The sequence below is a fragment of the Streptosporangium sp. OZ121 genome (genome assembly GCF_051918885.1).
In the GTDB taxonomy this organism is placed as follows: Bacteria; Actinomycetota; Actinomycetes; order Streptosporangiales; family Streptosporangiaceae; genus Streptosporangium.
On record NZ_JBPXMC010000002.1, the window covers coordinates 558,638 to 577,516 of the forward strand.

The following is an 18,879-nucleotide window of genomic DNA, read 5'->3' on the forward strand; positions in this document are numbered from 1 at the left end:
CCGACCGCGTGGAGGTCTGATGGACGAGACGCGCACCACCGCTCCCGTCGGGGAGAACCTCCCGGTGGAAAAGCTCGGCATTGACATTCTTGGGCCCGTGACCGGCCGGAGGGGCTCGCAGCGGCTCGAGCTGGGAGAGCCCAGGCGACAGGCCGTCCTCTGCGTCCTGGCGATCAATGCCGGGCAGGTCGTCACCAAGGAGAGGCTGATCGACGGGGTGTGGGGGGAGAGCCCGCCGAAGACCGCGGAACAGAGCGTCTACACCTACGTGTCCGGACTGCGCAGGACCCTGGACCCGGACCGGGATCCACGCAGGCCTTCGAGGGTGCTGGTCTCCGTCTCGGGCGGATACTCGTTGCGGCTCGCACCTGAGCAGGTGGACGCCCTGGTGTTCGAACGGTGTCTCGACCTGGCGCGGAAGGCGCACGCGGACAACGCGTACGAGACCGCCCTGCGGTCTCTGAACAGGGCCGTGGGACTGTGGCGGGGCACCTGCCTGAGCGGCGTTCCCGGCCCGTCCGCCGAGGTGGAGCGGCACAGGCTGGGCGAGCTGCGCCTGACCGCGCTGGAGCTGCACACGGACCTGCTGCTCCTGCTCGGGCGTCCCCAGGAGGCCGCCGCCCGGCTGGTGCTCCTGACCTCCGAACACCCGCTGCGTGAGCGGCTCCGCGAGCTGTACATGATCGCGCTCTACCGCTGCGGCCGGCAGGTGGAGGCCCTGAGGGTCTACCAGGAGACCCGGCGCCTGCTCGCGGAGGAGTTCGGCATCCAGCCGCACGAGAGTCTCCGCAGGTGTCACGAGCTGATCCTGCGCGCCGACCCGCTGCTCGACCTGCCCTCGGCGCCTCCCACCGCCCCGGAGCCGGTCGCCGCCCCAGTCCCGACGCCCGTCTCCTCTCCCCAGGGCTGGGGGAACCGCGAGAGCTCCCGGAACGCCGGGGGCCTCGGGGGCTCCGGGGGCTCCACGAAGCCGGATGCCGGTGAGCGAAGGTCCTCGAGTTCGCGGCGTCCCGCAGCCCCGGGGACGAAGACGGCTCGCCAGTTGCCACGTGACCCCGTCGACTTCGTCGGACGCGCGGAGGAACTCGTACGGCTGAGAGGACTGCTCTCCCCCTGGGACGGTGGCCCGCCGCACCACGTCGTCGCGATCACCGGAGCGCCCGGATCCGGCAAGTCGACCCTGGCCATCCGGACCGCGCACCTGGTACGCGACCGTTTTCCCGACGGGCAGCTGTACGCGAACCTGCGCGGGGCGACACCGGGCATGAAGCGGCTCGAACCGGTCGAGGTGATCAACAGGTTCCTGCGCGACCTCGGCATGCCCCCGCACGCCATCCCCGCGGACGTCGACGAGGCCGCGGCGCTGTGGCGCGGCGAGCTCGACGGCCGCGAGATGCTCATCGTGCTGGACGACGCCGCCGACCTGGCCCAGATCCGCCCGCTGCTGTCCGTGCCGATGGGCAACGCGATCCTGACGACCAGCCGGGAGAGCTTCACCCTGCTCGACGACTGCGCCCGCGTGCCGATCTCCGGGATGCGGCGGACCGAGTCCTCCGCGATGCTCGCGAAGCTGATCGGGGCGGAGCGGGTCGCCGAGGACGCCCGGGCCACGAGGCGCCTGATCGATCTCTGCGGGGGCCTGCCGCTGGCCGTCGGCATCGCGGGAGCCCGGCTGGCGAACCGGCCGCGCTGGAACGTGACCGATCTGGTGGTCCGGCTGGACGACGAGCACGGGCGGTTGCGGGAACTGGCGGCGGGTGATCTCGCGGTGAGGTCCAGCCTGGCGGTCAGCTACGACATGCTCGCCGGCAGCGACCACCTCCTCGACCGGACGGCCGCCCGCGCGCTGCGCGCGCTCGGCGTGCTGCAGACGGCCGACGTGACGGCGCACATCGTCGGCGCCCTGCTGGACGTCCCGGTGGAGACGGCGGAGCACGCCATGGAACGGCTGGTCGACGCGCATCTCTCGGAGATGGACGAGCCCGGAAGATACCGGCTGCACGACCTCGTGCGGCTGTTCGCCAAGGAGCGGGCCGCGCAGGAGGAGCCGGACGCCGACCGCGACCTCGCACTGGACCGGGCGCTGAGCTCGTACGTCGGGACCACCCGCCTGGCCATGAAACTGGGCCGCTACCCCCGCCCGGCCTCGACGGACGTCGATCTCAGCGCCGCCCCCCTCCCGCTCGCCTCCGACGAGGAGGCCCGCGAGTGGCTGGACCGGGAGCAGGCCAATCTCCTGTCCGCCGTCTCCCAGGCGATCTCCGCCCCCCGGGAGCGGACCGCCCGTCTCGGTGTCGCCCTGGCCCTCGCGCTGTTCTGGCACCTCCACCACGCCGCTCTCCTCCCCTGGCTTCTCGCGATCAGCCCGCAGATTCTCGCGATCGGGCGGCGGCTGGACGATCGCGGCCTCGAGGCGAACGCGCACCACGTGGAGGGCATCCTGAGGAACACGGTCAACCGCCCGGAGGAGGCCGTGCCCCACTTCCAGCGGCAACTGATCCTGTGCCGCCGGCTGTCCGACTCCCACGGGGAGCAGAAGGCGCTGGGCAGTCTCGCCATGAACTACCTCGAGCTCGACCGCTACCAGAAGGCCATCGACTGTGCCAAGAAGCAACGGAAGATCGCGAACGCGATCGGGCACGGGTCGGGCGAGGCCTACGCGCTCACCATGATCGGCGCGGGGTACAACGGCCTGCGCCGGTTCGAACAGGCGCGGGCGGCACTGGAGGAAGCCCTGCTCAAGTGCCGGGTGAGCGGCAACGTCTACCAGGAGTCCTCCGTGCACAACAGGTTCGGGGACCTCTATCTCAACCTGGGGGACGCCGAGTCCGCCAGAGCGTCCTTCGAGGCCGCCCTCGACTGTGCGCGCGTCGTACGGCTGAACGTCGCCGAACCGTACCTGTTCCTCGGCATGGCTCGCTCCCTCCGGCTCCTCGGTGAGACGGAACACGCCTCGACCTACCTGGCGCGCTCCCTCGCGCTGGCCAGGGAGGTGGGAAACGAGGAGGTGGAGAAGCAGGCGTTGGTGGAGGAGGCGGCCATCCTGGGCTCCCAGGAAAAGCCGATCACGCTCCTGGGCCAGGCGATGCTTCTCTGAGCTTCTCCGACCCCGTAGGCGGGCACACGCACGCGGCGCCTCTCCGGGTACCGCGCAGCCGGGCACACGCGCGCGGCGCCTCTCCGGGTACCGCATGGCCGGGCACACGCGCGCGGCCCGGCACGGCCGCCGGGCACGACCGCCGGAGACGAGCGGCCCGGCACGGCGACCGGCACAACCGCAAGATTCGCCAACGGTCACCCCCCGCGTTCCGTCGTGCCTGCCATGTCCTCCCCCGGACCCGGCTGATGTACTGCTGGAATGAGCGGCATCGAAACACGGCGGCATCGCGGCGTCGGCGAGAGCGTCCTGCGTCCCGACGGGACGCTGAAGGTGACGGGCGAGTTCGCCTACTCGTCCGACCTGTACCTGGCGGACATGATCTGGGGGGTCACCCTCCGCAGCCCGCACCCGTCGGCGTGGATCCGCTCGATCGACATCGGCCCCGCGCTGGCCATGCCCGGCGTGTACGCGGTCCTCACCCACGAGGACGTGCCGGGCGCGAAGTTCTACGGCCTGGACCACCGGGACCAGCCGGTGCTCGCCGTCGACCAGGTCCGATACCAGGGCGAGCCGGTCGCGCTGGTCGCGGCCGACCATCCCGAGCGCGCCAGGCGGGCGGCCGAGGCCGTCGTCGTGGAGTACGAGGTCCGCGAGGCCGTCACCGATCCGCGCCGGGCCGCCTTCGACGCCTCCTGCCCCTCGGTCCACGAGAGCGGCAACGTGCTGCGCCACCAGCCGATCCGGGTCGGCTCCTCGTTCGAGGCCCCCGTGGTCGTCACCGGCGAGTACGAGGTCGGCATGCAGGACCAGGCCTTCCTCGGCCCCGAGTCCGGGCTGGCCGTACCGGCCGAGGACGGCGGGGTGGACCTGTACATCGCCACCCAGTGGCTGCACGCCGACCGGGAGCAGATCGCGCCGTGCCTGGGGCTGCCCGAGGAGAAGGTACGGCTCTCGCTGGCCGGGGTGGGCGGGGCGTTCGGCGCCCGCGAGGACCTGTCCATGCAGGTCCACGCGTGCATGCTGGCCCTGCGTACCGGCCGTCCCGTGAAGATCGTCTACAACCGTGAGGAGTCCTTCTACGGCCATGTCCACCGCCACCCGGCCCGGATGCGCTACGAGCACGGCGCCACCAGCGACGGCAGGCTGCTGTACGTCAGGGCGGAGATCCTGCTGGACGGCGGCGCCTACTGCTCCACCTCTCCCGCCGTGGTCGGCAACGCGGCCTCCCTGGGGGTGGGCCCGTACGAGGTGGACAACGTGTGGATCGACGCCTACGGCGTCTACACCAACAACCCGCCCTGCGGCGCGATGCGCGGCTTCGGCGCGGTCCAGGCCTGCTACGCGTACGAGTCGCAGATGGACAGGCTGGCCGAGGCGTGCGGGATCTCCCCGGTCGAGGTCAGGGTCCGCAACGCCGTCTCCCAGGGGTCGGTGCTGGCCACCGGGCAGGTGATCGACTCACCCGCGCCGCTGGCCGAGATGCTCAGGGAACTCGCCGCGATGCCGCTGCCCGCCCCGCCGGAGGCCTCGGACGTTCCAGGTGTCCCGGATCTGCTGAACATGCCGGGCGGCGTCTCGCAGACCACCCACGGCGAGGGGGTGCGGCGCGGTGTCGGGTACGGCGTGGGCATCAAGAACATCTGCTTCTCCGAGGGCTTCGACGACCACTCGACCGCCAGGGTGAGGGTGGAGCTGATCGGCGGCGAGCCGCACGTCCTGGTGCACACCGCGGCGGCCGAGGTGGGGCAGGGCCTGCTGATGGTCCAGGAGCAGATCGCCAGGACCGAGCTGGGGATCGACGCGGTGACGGTCGCGCAGGCGGACACGTCGGTCGGCTCTGCCGGGTCCTCGTCGGCGTCGCGCCAGTCCTACGTCACCGGCGGCGCGGTGAGGGCGGCCTGCGAGGCCGTGCGGGAGCGGCTGGCGAAGCTGACGGGCGACGGGTCGTCGCTGGTGGAGGCGCTGGAGCGGGCCGGGGCGGTGGAGGAGACGAGGGAGTACCGGCACCGGCCCACCTTCCCCCTGGACCCGGTCACCGGGCAGGGCGACTCGCACACCCAGCTCGCCCTGTGCGTCCACCGGGCCGTGGTGGACGTGGACGTGGAGCTGGGACTGGTCAAGGTGGTGGAGCTGGCGGCCGTCCAGGACGTGGGTAAGATCATGAACCCGCTGGCGCTGGAGGGGCAGATCCACGGCGGCTCGGCCCAGGGGCTGGGGCTGGCGCTGATGGAGGAGATACAGGTCCGCGACGGCCTGGTGCTCAACCCGTCGTTCACCGACTACCTGATCCCCACCATCCTCGACATGCCGCCCATGCGGCTGTCGATCATGGAGAATCCCGACCCGAACGCCCCCTACGGCCTGCGCGGCGCGGGCGAGCCGCCCACGCTCTCCTCCACCCCCGCGGTGGCCGCCGCCGTACGGGCCGCCACCGGCCTGCGGCTGCCCCGGGTGCCCATCCGCCCCCACGACATCGCCCTGGGCGGGTGATCCCCTCCGTGGAGGAGGGGAACCGGAGGCGTCGCGCCGGCCGGGGTCAGCCGGCGTCCTCCTGCTCGCAGACGACGCCGTCCTTGTCCCCGTCGATGTACCACTGGTACTCCTCGTGGACGCCCCGGGTGTAGGGGCCGTATCCGTTCTCCGTCGCGGCCCTGCAGCTGGAGAACTTGCGGTCGGTACCCTCACCGGACGCGTTCTGCGAGGTGTCCCCGGTGGTGTCCGCCGGGCGGTTCGCGTCGGTCCCGGCGGTGTTCGTGGTGGCCGGGCCGGTGGCCGGCGGGGTCACGGGCTGGTTCGCCGGCGGAGTCACGGGCTGGTTGGCCGGCGGAGTCACGGGCTGGCTCGCCGGGGGGGTCACGGGCTGGTTGGCCGGCGGGGTGAAGACCGACGCGCTCGGCTGCGTGCCGCCCGTCGGCTGCGGGACGACGGCCCCCGAGCCGAGCAGCCTGACGACCATCGCGTCCGCCTGCTCCTTGGTGAAGGAACCGGCGATGCTCAGGCTGTCGTCGGTGATCGCCTGGGCGACCCGGGGAGCCGCCACCACCTTCTGTCCCACGACGATCGCGATCTGCTGCCTGACCGGGTCGTCCTCGTTGACCGCCTCCGCGGTCAGGTCGTTGATCTGCTCGCGGAAGGCGGGCGCGAACGCGATCCTGACCGAGTAGGCGCCGCTCTTCTCCTGGATCGCCTCGATCTTCCGTACGGCGTTCACGTTGACCCCGGCGGCGACCGAGTAGCAGGTCTGCCCGAGGTCGTCGGGGTAGGTCTCCGGAACCGTGCAGGCTCCGGGCTTCGCCTCGATCACCGGGGCGAAGTGGAGGGGGGTCGCGAGCCGCTTGGGCGGCGTGGCACCGAGCGGCATGTCGGGATTGCGGGTCATGAGCACCGCGATGGTGCCGAGTACACCGGTGATCAGCACGACGACGACCAGGACGGTCACCAGGATCGCGGTGGTGACCCGGCTCGCCCTGGGCTCTGCTGGCGCCCCGTCCGGCGGCTCGCCGGCCCGCCGCCCGCCGCTCCCGGGAACCCCCGCCCCGGGCCCGGCCGCTCCCGGCTCGCCCGGTCCCTGGCCGGTGGGCGCCTGTCCCTCGGCGAGTGCCAGGGTGACGGCATCGGGGCCAACCGGGCCCCCGGGAACCGAGCCCCCCGGGCCGCCGGAGCCCTGCCCGCCGAGGGGGGTCCCTCCGAAGGCCGGATCGCCGATCCTCGTGCTCCCGGGGCCCAGGGGGTCGGGGCCGGGATCGCCGAGCCCCGCACCACCGGCGCCGAAAGCGTCGGAGCCAGAACTCCTGGCGCCGAAGGCATCGAAGTCAGAACCACCGGACCCGGCACCGGGCCCGCCGAAGGCGTCGAAATCAGACCCGCCGGGACCGGGAACGGGGCCGCCGAAGGCGGGGAGGCCGGAACCACCGGACCCGGACCCGGACCCGGGACTGCCGAAGGCGTCGAAGGAGGAGCCGCCGGGACCGGAGCCGGCGCCGCCGAAGGCGTCGAAGGAGGAGGAGCCGCCGGGACCGGGAACGGGGCCGCCGAAACCCCGATCGCCGCGACCCGGCTCGTCGAAGCCGGCCGGACCGCCGGGGCCGGCGGGGTCGGCAGGGGGGCCGTCGTCCGATTTCCCCGTACCGCGGGCGTGGCGTCCGGGAGAGGCGCCAGGGCGGCCCGGCGGGGTGAAGGCGTCATAGGAGCCGGAGGAGGACCACGGCTCGTCAGAGGGGTCGTCAGGCCCGGCTGGAGGTCCCTGCGGTACGGGCGGCCCACCCTGCCCCGCGTGCATCCCCATCGTCATATCCCCGTATTCCTCGCGCCTGTTCGCGGCGAGCCTACCGATCGGCGCGGGGAGCCGGTAACCCCGCACGTCACGACGACTCCCGGGAGACCGGACGCCGACGACCGCCGACGGAATGTCAGCGACCTCGGCCCCATTCCCGCCACCCCGTGCGTGACCACCCCCTTTCGGGGAACGCACAGTGAAGAAGAGGACACGCGCCCACCCTTGGAGGAGCCGTGAAGATCTCCGTTCCCCGTGAGGTCAAGAACCACGAGTATCGTGTGGCGCTGACCCCCGCCGGGGCCCACGAGTTCGTCCGGCACGGCCATCAGGTCTTCGTCGAGAAAGACGCCGGGACGGGATCTTCCATTCCCGACGCCGACTTCCAGAGCGCCGGCGCGACCATCCTCGACTCGGCCGACGACGTGTGGGCCGCGGGAGACCTGGTCCTGAAGGTCAAGGAGCCGGTTCCCGAGGAGTACCACCGGATGCGCAAGGGCCAGGTGCTCTTCACCTACCTGCACCTGGCCGCCTCGCCCGCGTGCACCCGCGCCCTGCTCGACGCCGGGGTCACCGGCATCGCCTACGAGACCGTGCAGAACGCGAACGGCTTCCTGCCCCTGCTGGCCCCCATGTCGGAGGTGGCCGGGCGGCTCGCCCCCCAGGTGGGGGCGTACCACCTGATGCGCCAGGGCGGCGGGCGCGGCGTGCTGATGGGCGGGGTGTCCGGCGTGCACGCGGCCAGCGTGGTCGTGATCGGCGCCGGGGTCTCCGGCATGAACGCCGCGGTCATCGCGCTGGGCATGCAGGCGGAGGTGCTGCTGCTGGACCGCGACATCGACAGGCTCCGCCAGGCGGACGTGATCTACAAGGGCCACTGCAAGACCATCGCCTCCACCACGTACGAGATCGAGCGGGCGGTGCTGAACGCTGACCTGGTCATCGGCGCGGTGCTGATACCGGGCGCGAGGGCGCCCAAGCTGGTCGACAACCAGCTGGTCTCGCGGATGAGGCCGGGATCGGTCCTGGTGGACATCTCCATCGACCAGGGAGGGTGCTTCGAGGACTCCCGGCCCACCACCCACGCCGAACCGACGTACCGGGTGCACGACTCGGTGTTCTACTGCGTGGCCAACATGCCGGGCGCGGTGCCGCACACCTCGACGTACGCGCTGACCAACGTGACCGTCCCCTACGCGCTCGCGATCGCCCACCTGGGCTGGCGGGAGGCCCTGCGGAGCGACCCGGCGCTGGCACTGGGCCTGAACACGCACGAGGGGCACCTGACCAACCGGCCCGTGGCCGAGGCTCACGGGCTGGAGGCGGTGCCCCTGGAACGGATCCTGCGGGCCTAGCGGCCGGGACGCCTCGTCAGGGACGGCGTCACCGGCCTCCGTACCGGTTTTACCGGCCGGATCAGGGCGCCGGGGTGCCGCTGGGAGCCGGGGCGTCGGTGGCCGGGGCGTCCGTGGCGGGCGCGTCGGTGGCCGGGGCGTCGCTGGGAGCCGCGGACGCGTCGGGGGCGGCCGACGGGTTCTGGCTGGGCGCGACGTCCGGGATGGGCGCCTCGGCGGTGGTGGTGCCCACGCCGCCGCTGCAGGACGCGCCGAGCTCGGGGGTGTCCGGGCCGTTCTTGTACTTCTGGATGAACTTGGGCAGGCGCCCGTCGTTCGCGCTCTCCAGCTTGAGCTGGTGGTTCCAGGAGCTGGCCACGACCTTGGAGGGCAGGCCCGGGTACGGGCTCAGGAGCATGTACTCCTTGGAGGCCAGTTCCCTCAGCGTGTCCACCTCGGCCTTGGGGAGGTCCGGCCGGTAGGTGATCCACACGGCGCCGTGCTCCATGGCGTGGACGGCGTTCTCGTTGTTGATCGGCTGTTCGTAGATGCCGCAGTTCTGCCAGGCCGGGTGGTGCTCACCGCCCATCGGCGGGGTTTCCTTGTACGTCACCTTGGTCTGGGTGTGCTGGCTACCCGCGTACTTCGCGGTGACGACGTTGTCCAGCGAGTTCGTGGCCCGCTCGTTGACCATGTAGAAGGCGACCACCGCTACGAGCAGAACGACGACGGCACCTCCGGCACCCCACATCAGGAACGCGGCCCTGCGCTCCTTGCGCTTCTGCTCCTCACGCATACGGGTGAGGTGCTCACGCCTCGCCTGCGCCTTTTCCTTGGTCATCAACCCTCCAGCCGCAAACAACTTCGGGTCACCCTATGCCCTACCGGCGTATGTGGAGAATAAGGGGATGACAACGCCTGATACAGCGACGTTTCTCGACAGTGGGTACTCTGGGCAGGTAATGGAGACCCCCGGTAAAGATGGTACGAAGTCCAGGCGTGGCGTGGCGGCCGGCGTGCTGCTCGGCTGCCTGGTCGCGGCGGTCGCGTTGCTGCTGGTGGTGGGAAGGACGTCCACCCCGACCGACGCCTCGCCGGAGGCGGGCTTCGCCCGCGACATGTCCGTTCATCACGCCCAGGCCGTCGAGATGGCCTTCATCGCCAGGGACGGGAGCGCGGACGACGCGCTCCGGCGGCTGGCCTACGACATCATCGTCACCCAGACGGCCCAGCGCGGCATGTTCATCGGCTGGTTGCAGCAGTGGGGCCTCAACCAGTCGAGCGAGCGCCCCTCCATGGCGTGGATGGCCGGCCACGGCGGCGGTCACGCTGTAACACCGGACGCTCCGGCCGCGATGCCCGGTATGGCAAGTGAGGACGAGCTCAAAAAGCTCCGCGAGGCCACAGGCAAGGACCAGGAGATCCTCTTCCTGCAACTCATGATCCGTCATCACGAGGGCGGCGTGCAGATGGGCAGGGGTCTGCTGAAACTGTCCGACCGCGAAGAGGTGGCCACCATGGCACAGCACATCGTCGACGGTCAGACGGGCGAGATCGAGTTGATGACCGACATGTTGCGGCAGCGCGGCGCCCAGCGGCTGCCTTCCATCCTTTAATGGCGTCGGCGCGTCCCTGTGCGGCCGGTCTCCGGCCAGGGCAGCATGGAGCCAACCTGGCCGGAGGAAAGAGAATGGTGAACGACGAGCCGGAGAACCGCCTGGAGGTGAGCATCTCCGCCGAGGTGGAAATGGGGCAATACGCCAATTTTGCCTCTGTATGGCATACCCAGGATGGTTTTGTCCTGGATTTCGCGGTGATCACCAGGCCGCCCCAGCTGGCCAACGACCCCTCCTCAGGGCAGCACTTCGTGAGCGTGCCGACCCGGATCGTCAGCCGGATCCGCATTCCCCCGAGCCAGGTGTTCGAGCTGATGAAGGCCCTCGAACAGCAGCTGACCGCGTACGAGCACGAGACGGGTCACAAGAACTGAGGCCCGGTGCGGGCGCCCCCACGCCGGGCCCTCACGAGAGGCCTCCACAACAGACTTCACGAGAGGCCTCCACAGACCTTCACGACAGGCCTCGTGACAGGCCTCACGCCAGGCCGATGGCCTCACGCGCCCCGGCCAGCAGCCCGCCGGTGCGCTCGACGGCCAGCGCCGCCCCGCCCTCCAGGAGCCGAGACAGCTCGGCCTGGTCGGCCGACAACTCGGCGTAGCGCTCCTGGACGGGCCGCAGCGTCTCCACCACCGCCTCGGCCGTGTCCCGTTTGAGCGCGCCGTACGACCCGTGCGAGAGCGACTCGACCGGCCGGTCCGAGCAGGCCGCGAGGACGGCGAGCAGGTTGGAGACGCCGGGCTTTCCCGCGGGGTCGTACGCGACCTCGGTGCCGGAGTCGGTCACCGCGCGCATGACCTTGCGCCGCAGGTCGTCGGGCGGGTCGAGCAGGTAGATCGTCCCGGCGGGCGAACCGTCCGACTTGCCCATCTTCGAGGTGGGCGCGCTCAGGTCCATCACCCTGGCGGCGACCTGCGGGCGCACGGCCTCGGGCACGGTGAAGACCTCGCCGTACAGCCGGTTGAACCGCAGGGCCAGGTCCCGGGTCAGCTCCACGTGCTGGCGCTGGTCCTCCCCCACGGGCACGGCGTCCGCCCGGTGCAGCAGGATGTCGGCGGCCATCAGCGCGGGATAGGTGAGCAGCGAGAGCCGCACCTCCTCCTGCCGGGCGGATTTCTCCCTGAACTGGATCATGCGCCGCATCTCACCGAAGTACGCCGTGCTCTCCAGCAGGTAGGCCAGCTCGGTGTGCGCGGGCACCCGCGACTGGACGTAGACGAGGGAGCGGTCCAGACCGCAGGCGAGCAGCAGGGTCGCGGCCTCGCGGGTGCGGGCACGCAGCCGCTCCGGGTCGTGCTTGATCGTCAGGGCGTGCAGGTCCGCGACGGCGTAGACGCAGTCGGCCTCGTCCTGGAGCCGCACGGCGGGCACGATCGCGCCGAGGAGGTTGCCCAGCGTGAGGCGGCCGGTGGGTTTGAAGGCAGAGAAGACGCGCTTTGTCATGGTCACTCCTGGTGAGAAGAGGACCGCCGCACACCGGTCGTACCGCAACGCGCCCGGAGAAGCGAAAACGACCGCCGGTGAACGGCGGCCGTTTGGTGCGCAGTCGGGACTGGCTAGCGGATCCGCCTCTCGACGGCCCGCCACAGACCCAGACTGTGCTTGCTCATGCCGGCGAGTTTAACTCCTGCGCCACCGCGGCGGCAAAGGCGTCCACGTCGGCCTCGGTGGTGTCGAACGCGGTCATCCAGCGGACCTCGCCGGTGGCCTCGTTCCAGGTGTAGAACCGGAAGCGCTTCTGCAGGCGCTCGGTCACGTCCCCGGGCAGGATCGCGAAGACCGCGTTGGCCTGCACGGGACGCGGGATCTCCACCCCGGGCACGTCCCGCACGGCGTCGGCGAGCCGCAGGGCCATCGCGTTGGCGTTGCGGGCGTTGCGCAGCCACAGGTCGCCCGCGAGCAGCGCCTCGAACTGCACCGAGACGAACCGCATCTTGGAGGCGAGCTGCATGGCGCTCTTGCGCAGGTAGCGCAGGCCGCGCACGGCGCCGGGGTTGAGCACCACGACGGCCTCGCCGAACATCAGACCGGCCTTGGTACCGCCGAAGGACAGCACGTCCACGCCCACGTCGGTGGTGAACGCGCGCAGCGGCACGTCCAGCGCGGCGGCGGCGTTGGTCGCGCGGGCGCCGTCGAGGTGGACGACCATGCCGAGGTCGTGGGCGTGATCGCAGATCGCCCCGATCTCCTCCGGCGTGTAGAGCGTGCCCAGCTCGGTGGTCTGGGTGATCGACACCACCCTGGGCTGTGCCCGGTGCTCGTCGCCGAAGCCCCAAGCCTGCCTGTCGATCAGCTCGGGCGTGAGCTTGCCGTCCGGGGTGGCGACCGGCAGCAGCTTGAGCCCGGCCGACCGCTCGGGGGCGCCGCCCTCGTCGGTGTGGATGTGCGCCGACTCCGCGCAGACCACCGCCTCCCAGTGGGCGGTCATCGAGCGGAGCGCGACCACGTTGGCTCCGGTGCCGTTGAACATCGGCCACGCCTGCGCGGCGGGGCCGAAGTGCTTCTTGAAGACCTCCTGCAGCGCGGCGGTGTAGACGTCGTCGCCGTACGCGGTCTGGTGGCCCCCGTTGGCGAGCGCGATCGCCTGGAGGATCTCCGGGTGGACCCCGGCGTAGTTGTCGCTGGCGAAGCCCTTCACCAGCGGGTCGTGCCTGCGGATGGCGTCCGTCACGCGGTCCTCCCCTCCTCCTTCGCGGCGGCCGTGCCGGCGGTGAGGTCGATCCGGGTGCCGTTGGCGTCAGTGCTCCACAGGGCCTCGATCGCCTCGGCGAGGTCGTCGACGTCGGTGAAGCCGGGGAACGCCCGCTCGGGGTTCGCCGCGCGCATGCCCTCGTGCACGAGCGCCTTCACGACCAGGATGTTCGCGGTGGAGCCGGTGCCCTCCAGGGCGTCGGCGAAGGCCAGGGTCCACGCCTCGGAGGCGGCCTTGGCCGTGCCGTACGCCGCGTTGCCCTGGGTGGGACGCTCGGCCGCCTTCGCGGAGACGATGGCGAACCGGCCGCGCTCGCTCGCCTTGAGCAGCGGCTCGAAGGCGAGGGTGACGTGCTGGAGGGTACGGACCAGCAGGTCGTGCAGGAGCGCCCAGTCGTCCAGCGACGTCTCGGCGAAGGTCTTGGACCCGCGCCAGCCGCCGACCAGGTGCACGATCCCGTCCACCCTGCCGTGCTCGGCCCGCACGTCCGCCGCGAGCCTCGCGACGGCGTCGGCGTCGAGCAGGTCGACCGCGAGAGACCCCTCGGCACCGCTCTTGTCGACGCCGATCACCGTGTGGCCCTCGCCGGTGAACCTGCGGACGACGGCACGGCCCGCGGGGCCGCCCGCACCGGTGACAAGGATGATCATGCTCGGATGCCCTTCGTGGAGTCGACGACATCGCCGAGCTTACGGCGCAGGGCCTCGTAGAACATGCTCAGGGGGAACTCGTCGGGCAGCACCGCGTCCACCACGGCCTTGGGGAATCCTTCCACGGGCAGGGCGTCGACCCCGCGGGCCCAGACCGAGGCGGGGTTCGGCTCGACGTAGGCGGCGACCAGCTGGTGGGCGGCGAGCCAGTGGGCGAGCTTGGAGCGGTCGATGCCGTCCCGGTAGAGCTTCTCGACCTCGCCCCGCAGGTCCGCGACGCCCTCGGCGAGCCGGTCCCAGTCGACGCTCAGCCGGTTGTCGGTCCACCGGACGACGTCGTTGCGGTGCAGGTACGAGAAGAGCAGCTGCCCGCCCAGGCCGTCGTAGTTGCGGACCCGGTCACCGGTGATCGGGAAGCGGAACAGCCGGTCGAACAGGATCGCCAGCTGGACGTAGCGGGCGTGCGGCACACCCTCCTTCTCCAGCTTCACGGCCTCGCCGAACGCGGTCAGGTCGCAGCGCAGCTCCTCCAGGGAGTAGAGCCAGTACGGCATCCGCTGCTTGATCATGAAGGGGTCGAACGGCAGGTCGCCGTGGCTGTGGGTGCGGTCGTGGATCAGGTCCCAGAGCACGAAGGTGTCCTGGGCCAGCTCCTGCGACGCGATCAGCCTGGCCGCGTCCGGCGGCAGCGCGAGCTTCAGCGTGGCCGCGGCGGCCCCGCTCACCGCGCGGAACCTCGCGGCCTCCCGGTCGGCAAAGATCCCGCCCCAGGTGAAGCGGGCCGGGGTCTCGCGGACCGCGACGGTCTCGGGGAAGAGCACCGCGGAGTTGGTGTCGTAGCCGGAGGTGAAGTCCTCGAAGGCGATCGGCACGAACATCGGGTTGTCGTAGCCGCTCCGCTCCAGCTCGGCCAGCCACTCGGGCCAGATCGTGCGGATCCACACGGCCTCGAGGTGGCGGAAGGTGGTGCCGTTCTGGGTGTACATCGGGAAGACGACCAGGTGCTCCAGCCCGTCCACCCGCTGGGTGTCGGGGTGGAAGGCGTCGAGCGCGTCGAGGAAGTCGGGAACGCCCAGCCCCCGGTCGGCCCACTTGCGGAGGTCGGCGACGACGGCGGCCAGGTAGGCGGCGTCGTGCGGGAAGCGCGGCGCGAGGCGCTCGACGCGCCCGGCGATCTCGGAGACCAGCTCGGCGGCCCGCGGCCTGTCGCTCTCCTCCGGGACCGAGCCGTCCTTGACCTGCAGCGGCTTGAGCGCCTCGACGGCGTCCTTGAGCCTCTGGAACTCGGCGCGGGCCTCGGCGTCTCCGACGGTCGCGTCTCCGGCGGCCCGGATCTTGGCGGCGGGGACGCGGGCGGCCCAGGTGACGAGGTTGCCCCAGAGCGCGGCGTGGTCGTAGTCGCCGATCGAGTCGTCACCGAACAGGTCGGAGTCGGCGACCACCACGACGCGGCCCTCGCCGTGCCGTACGGCCACCGCCAGCGGGCGGTTCGCGGGGGTCGCGGTGGGCGAGGTGGTGAACAGGACGGCCGCGTGGTCGGGGGCGGTGAGCACGCCCGACCGGTAGAAGCAGGCGCGACGGGCCCCGGCGAGCAGGTCCTGCCCGTTTTCCGGAGCGTTCTGGGTGGCGCCCGGGGCGTTCTGGGGGCCGCCCGGGACGTTCTGGGGGGTGCCCAGGACCCAGGAGGCCACGCCGTTGTGGGCGTTCCCGGGGTCCCGGACGAGGGTGTGCTCGACGCCCACGCCGAAGCGCGCGAGCAGCTCTGTGAGGTTGCTGCCGTACTTCTCCTGCTCGTACTCGGCCAGCACGACCAGCCCGCCGCCGTCGCGGACGTACTCCTCGATCGCGTCGAGCTCCTCGACGGGCAGGACCGGGCTGCCCAGCCCGGTGGTGTGCTCCCACCGGTCACCGGAGGGGTGCGCGATCACCAGCACGTCCCGCGCGCTCAGCAGGCCCGGGGTGAGCGGGCCCTCGACGTGCGCGTCCACGGAGTGCCCCAGCCCGCGCAGCAGCCCGGCCGCGCGCGCGTAGCTGCTGTCGTCGGGATGGCCGGGATTCATCGTCTCGGCCACATCCCGCCGGATGGTCCACGACTCGCTGTGTGCCTCGTCGAACAGTACGCGCGGAAAAGCTGACACGATAAATCCTCCTTCAGATGAGAGTGGGTAACGGAAAATATACACAACCTATGCCCGTTTTGACGCATCCCTTATGGGTCGAGGAGGTTAAAGATCGAGGTCCCGCAGGCAGGGCCAGGCGAAGGGCCGGCCGGCGAACTTGCGCTAGGCGTGGCCGTGAAAGCGCACGCTACAAGTCACGAACCCGCCAAGGAGCCATCTTCTTCACAGAGCGTGTCGAGGCAACCACAAAGGGTACAAAGAGGGCGAAAGGTGACGCCGTAACCGTCATCCAGGGGGGAAGATGCCTGTACGGAGTGCCCGATCCGTTGCCGTCCCGGCAGCGGCACTGCTGGCCGTGGCATTGATCGGCGGCTGCGGCGGCGACAGGCCGGCCACGGTGAGACCCGAGGCCGTCGCGGTCGCGACATCGCCGCCCGCGGCCGTTCCGCCCGCCGCCGACCTCCCCGCGACGGATACCGCCCAGGAGTACACCGAGGACGAGTGCCCGGTCGGCGCCAACACCAAGAGGTTCGCCAAGACCCGCTTCGCGCTGCACGCGGGTCTCGCGCTGGGAGCCTTCTACCGCTACATCTACAAACCGTTGCGGAGCGGTGGGTTCAAGGCCGGAGCGGAGAAGCGGAAGCGGACCTTCGCGAAGGCCGCCCTGGCCGGGCTCTTCACCGTTCACGAGCTGAAGGTCGCCAGGCGCTTCGCCCTGGCCAACCCGACAATGTGCAAGAGCGTCAAAGCGGTCACCGACAGTTTCAGCAACCTGACCGACAAGTTGAAGAACGGCACCGCCACCGAGGCCGACCTTGAGGCCGGCAGGAAATCCTTCGACAGCCTGCGGCAGAACGCCGTGAAGAACGGCTACGACTTCAAGGAGAAGACCGCCGTCGTCCCCGGCGCGGGCTGAGCGCACGTCCGACCGGCAGGCCCCGGAGCGCGGGGCCTGCCGCGACCGCCCGGCAGCCCGGCACGCCGTCGATCAGGAGCCCTGCCGCGACCGCCCACCCGACCAACCGGCCGCCCGGCAGCCCGGCACAGCGCCGAACATCCGGAGGCGATCATCCGGAGAACGGTGCCACCATCGCGCGTACGGCCTTCTCGAACCTCAGCGCCTGGTCGCGGTCGACGGTGAACGCGATGGGCCTGCCCCTGCGGTAGGCGGCGAGCGGCCCGGCCGGGGGCCGGTCGACGAGCGCGGCGATCGGCGGCACGGCCCTGGCCACCGGCTGGGCGAACAACGCCGACATCACCCGCACGAGACCGCGTACCGGCTGGCGGAAGGGTTCGAACAGTCCGGTCGCCACGAACAGCGGGTTGTAGAGCACGTAGCTCGTCCGCTCGCCGTCGTAGATCGAGGCCAGCAGCTCTCCGGCCCTGGCGCCCTGCATCGTCGCCGTGAAGGGCCGGTAGTCCCTGGTGAACTGCAGGTCGTCCCAGTGGATCCGTCCCGCGCGGATGCCCCCGACGCCGCACAGGTTGACGATCACGGGCGCCGGTGCCCTCTCCAGGGGTTCGCGCAGGCCCTCGGCCATCATCCAGCGGCTGATCACGGACAGGGCGAAGGTGTGCTCGAACCCCTCCTCGGTCTCGACCCTCGCCAGGTTGTACCTGAAGGCGCCGAGCACCAGCGCGTCGATCACCGGGTGCTCGTCGCGGAGCCGCTCGATCAGGTCGCGGGTCTGCCGGAGGGAGCTGAGGTCGGCCTGGACGAAGCGCGCCGCGGGCACGTCCTCGAGCAGGCGCCGGCCGCCCGCCTCGCCGCTGCCCACGGCGACGACCAGGTCGCCCCGCTCGGCGTGGTGCCGGGCGAGGGCCTTGCCGATGCCGCTCGTGCCGCCGGTGATCACGATGGTCCGCCGCATAAGTTGAGACCTTCCTCAAGTTGAGATCGACCTCAACTTACGCGAGGATTCCCGGTATGCGCAAGGACGCCCTCCACAACCGCGAGCGCCTCCTCCTGGCGGCCAGGCGGCTCTTCGCCGACCGGGGGCTCGACGTGCCGCTCGAGGAGATCGCGCGTGCGGCGGGGGTGAGCATCGGGACGCTGTACAACCGCTTCCCCACGCGCGCCGAGCTGGTGGCGGCGGTGTTCGAGGACCGGGTGGCGACGGTCGCCGACCTGGCCACGCGCTCGCTCGCGATGGACGACGCGTGGGAGGGGTTCGTCGCGTTCATCACCGGCGTGTGCGAGCTGCAGGCCGCCGACCTCGGCTACAACGATCTCGCCGTACGCGGCGCCACGGCCGACACCGGCACGGGGTACGCGCTGATGCGGCGGATCATCGAGCGCGCCCAGGAGTCCGGCGACCTGCGAGACGACGTCGCGCTCGACGACATGGCGTTCGTGATCTGGGGGGTCGCGGCGACCGTGCGCGCGACGTTCCGCGTCGCTCCCGGTGTCTGGCGGCGGCATCTCGCCCTCACCCTCGACGGCCTGCGCGCCGGCGCGGCCCATCCCCTGCCCGTCCCGCCCATGTCACCGTCGCAGACGCGTGCCGCGATGGGCGAGTGCTGAGAAAGATCCCCCGCGCCCCACGGATTACGGCCCCCGAGGATCCCGATCCACAGCCGCCGTGTCAGACCGCCACCTTCCCGATATCCCATACATCAGGCCTGGCGAACACGCCGCCGGCCGTCGGCAGTCGCACCCCGTCGTGATTTCGGCTTTTTAACCTCAGATGCTTACGTCTTGCCGCTCAGTGGTAACAGGACAGTGAGTCGCTGCGAAATCGGGTCGAAACAGATGCTGCTTACCTTTGCCTGGACCGATGATTCCCAGGCAAAAACGTAAGGCGGTCATCGCCCACATACATTCAGAACACTTTTTTCGGGATGGGATTCGAGGTCAGAAAAGGCTGGCGGCGCCCAGCTACCGGTTGTATGCGCGGTTTCTGACCCGACCCGCCGGAACCCCGTTGGCCCAGGCCGGGATCTCAGCGGTCGGACCAGCGGTCATCGGTCTCCCCCACCCTGTCGCCATCGCTGCCCGCAGAGCCGGCCGAGCACCGGGTGGAACCCGAACTCACGTGAACTCCATTCCTGACCGAGTTTCACAACTCATTCGAAAAGGATCACGCGCAGAGCC

General features: G+C 71.0%; 14 protein-coding genes. 7 read left to right on the forward strand and 7 right to left on the reverse strand.

Annotated features, from left to right (window positions below; genetic code table 11):
• The first annotated feature begins 19 nt into the window (after positions 1-19).
• Together ACTOQ1_RS07350 and ACTOQ1_RS07355 are read left to right on the forward strand one after the other, a co-directional pair.
• On the forward strand, positions 20-3,097 hold the full coding sequence (locus tag ACTOQ1_RS07350) for a BTAD domain-containing putative transcriptional regulator (protein WP_440065355.1): 3,078 nt from the start codon (positions 20-22) through the stop codon (positions 3,095-3,097).
• Positions 3,098-3,358: 261 nt separating this feature from the next.
• On the forward strand, positions 3,359-5,590 hold the full coding sequence (locus tag ACTOQ1_RS07355) for a xanthine dehydrogenase family protein molybdopterin-binding subunit (protein ID WP_440065356.1): 2,232 nt from the start codon (positions 3,359-3,361) through the stop codon (positions 5,588-5,590).
• 46 nt (positions 5,591-5,636) lie between these two features.
• Here the strand turns inward: ACTOQ1_RS07355 and ACTOQ1_RS07360 are convergent, their stop codons facing one another.
• Positions 5,637-7,391, reverse strand: a complete 1,755-nt coding sequence (locus ACTOQ1_RS07360; protein WP_440065358.1) for an excalibur calcium-binding domain-containing protein — start codon at positions 7,389-7,391, stop codon at positions 5,637-5,639.
• A 218-nt stretch (positions 7,392-7,609) separates the two neighbouring features.
• Here ACTOQ1_RS07360 and ald point away from each other — a divergent pair, with 218 nt between their 5' ends.
• Positions 7,610-8,728 carry an alanine dehydrogenase gene (gene ald / locus ACTOQ1_RS07365; RefSeq protein ID WP_440065359.1) on the forward strand — a complete coding sequence of 373 codons (1,119 nt, stop codon included), beginning with the start codon at positions 7,610-7,612 and terminating at the stop codon, positions 8,726-8,728.
• A 61-nt stretch (positions 8,729-8,789) separates the two neighbouring features.
• Here the strand turns inward: ald and ACTOQ1_RS07370 are convergent, their stop codons facing one another.
• Positions 8,790-9,548: a DUF3105 domain-containing protein gene (locus ACTOQ1_RS07370; RefSeq protein ID WP_440065361.1), complete on the reverse strand. Its 759-nt coding sequence runs from the start codon at positions 9,546-9,548 to the stop codon at positions 8,790-8,792.
• 163 nt (positions 9,549-9,711) lie between these two features.
• Between ACTOQ1_RS07370 and ACTOQ1_RS07375 the strand changes: the two genes are divergently transcribed.
• The gene (locus ACTOQ1_RS07375; RefSeq protein WP_440065362.1) at positions 9,712-10,323 is read left to right on the forward strand and encodes a DUF305 domain-containing protein; all 612 of its coding nucleotides are present in this window, start codon (positions 9,712-9,714) and stop codon (positions 10,321-10,323) included.
• Positions 10,324-10,397: 74 nt separating this feature from the next.
• Complete coding sequence (locus ACTOQ1_RS07380; RefSeq protein ID WP_329092600.1) at positions 10,398-10,697, forward strand: DUF3467 domain-containing protein; 300 nt, start codon at positions 10,398-10,400, stop codon at positions 10,695-10,697.
• A gap of 103 nt (positions 10,698-10,800) precedes the next feature.
• Here ACTOQ1_RS07380 and trpS read toward each other — a convergent pair whose 3' ends face one another.
• The 4 genes from trpS to ACTOQ1_RS07400 all read right to left on the reverse strand — a co-directional run bounded on the left by trpS (position 10,801) and on the right by ACTOQ1_RS07400 (position 15,803).
• Positions 10,801-11,766: a tryptophan--tRNA ligase gene (gene trpS / locus ACTOQ1_RS07385; RefSeq protein WP_440065363.1), complete on the reverse strand. Its 966-nt coding sequence runs from the start codon at positions 11,764-11,766 to the stop codon at positions 10,801-10,803.
• Positions 11,767-11,929: 163 nt separating this feature from the next.
• Positions 11,930-12,994 carry a threonine aldolase family protein gene (locus ACTOQ1_RS07390; protein ID WP_440065364.1) on the reverse strand — a complete coding sequence of 355 codons (1,065 nt, stop codon included), beginning with the start codon at positions 12,992-12,994 and terminating at the stop codon, positions 11,930-11,932.
• A complete protein-coding gene (locus ACTOQ1_RS07395; RefSeq protein WP_440065365.1) occupies positions 12,991-13,665 on the reverse strand; it encodes an SDR family NAD(P)-dependent oxidoreductase in 675 nt (224 codons plus the stop codon). The genes ACTOQ1_RS07390 and ACTOQ1_RS07395 overlap by 4 nt, the downstream gene beginning before the upstream one ends.
• Positions 13,662-15,803 (reverse strand): DUF6421 family protein, encoded by a 2,142-nt coding sequence (locus tag ACTOQ1_RS07400; RefSeq protein WP_440065366.1) that lies wholly within the window; start codon positions 15,801-15,803, stop codon positions 13,662-13,664. Before ACTOQ1_RS07400 ends, ACTOQ1_RS07395 begins: the two co-directional genes overlap by 4 nt.
• 283 nt (positions 15,804-16,086) lie before the next feature.
• Between ACTOQ1_RS07400 and ACTOQ1_RS07405 the strand changes: the two genes are divergently transcribed.
• Positions 16,087-16,701, forward strand: a complete 615-nt coding sequence (locus tag ACTOQ1_RS07405) for a hypothetical protein (RefSeq protein ID WP_440065367.1) — start codon at positions 16,087-16,089, stop codon at positions 16,699-16,701.
• A 151-nt stretch (positions 16,702-16,852) separates the two neighbouring features.
• Here ACTOQ1_RS07405 and ACTOQ1_RS07410 read toward each other — a convergent pair whose 3' ends face one another.
• A complete protein-coding gene (locus ACTOQ1_RS07410; RefSeq protein ID WP_440065369.1) occupies positions 16,853-17,656 on the reverse strand; it encodes an SDR family NAD(P)-dependent oxidoreductase in 804 nt (267 codons plus the stop codon).
• Between the two features lie 56 nt (positions 17,657-17,712).
• Here ACTOQ1_RS07410 and ACTOQ1_RS07415 point away from each other — a divergent pair, with 56 nt between their 5' ends.
• Complete coding sequence (locus tag ACTOQ1_RS07415) at positions 17,713-18,309, forward strand: TetR/AcrR family transcriptional regulator (protein ID WP_440065371.1); 597 nt, start codon at positions 17,713-17,715, stop codon at positions 18,307-18,309.
• The last annotated feature ends 570 nt before the right edge of the window (positions 18,310-18,879 follow it).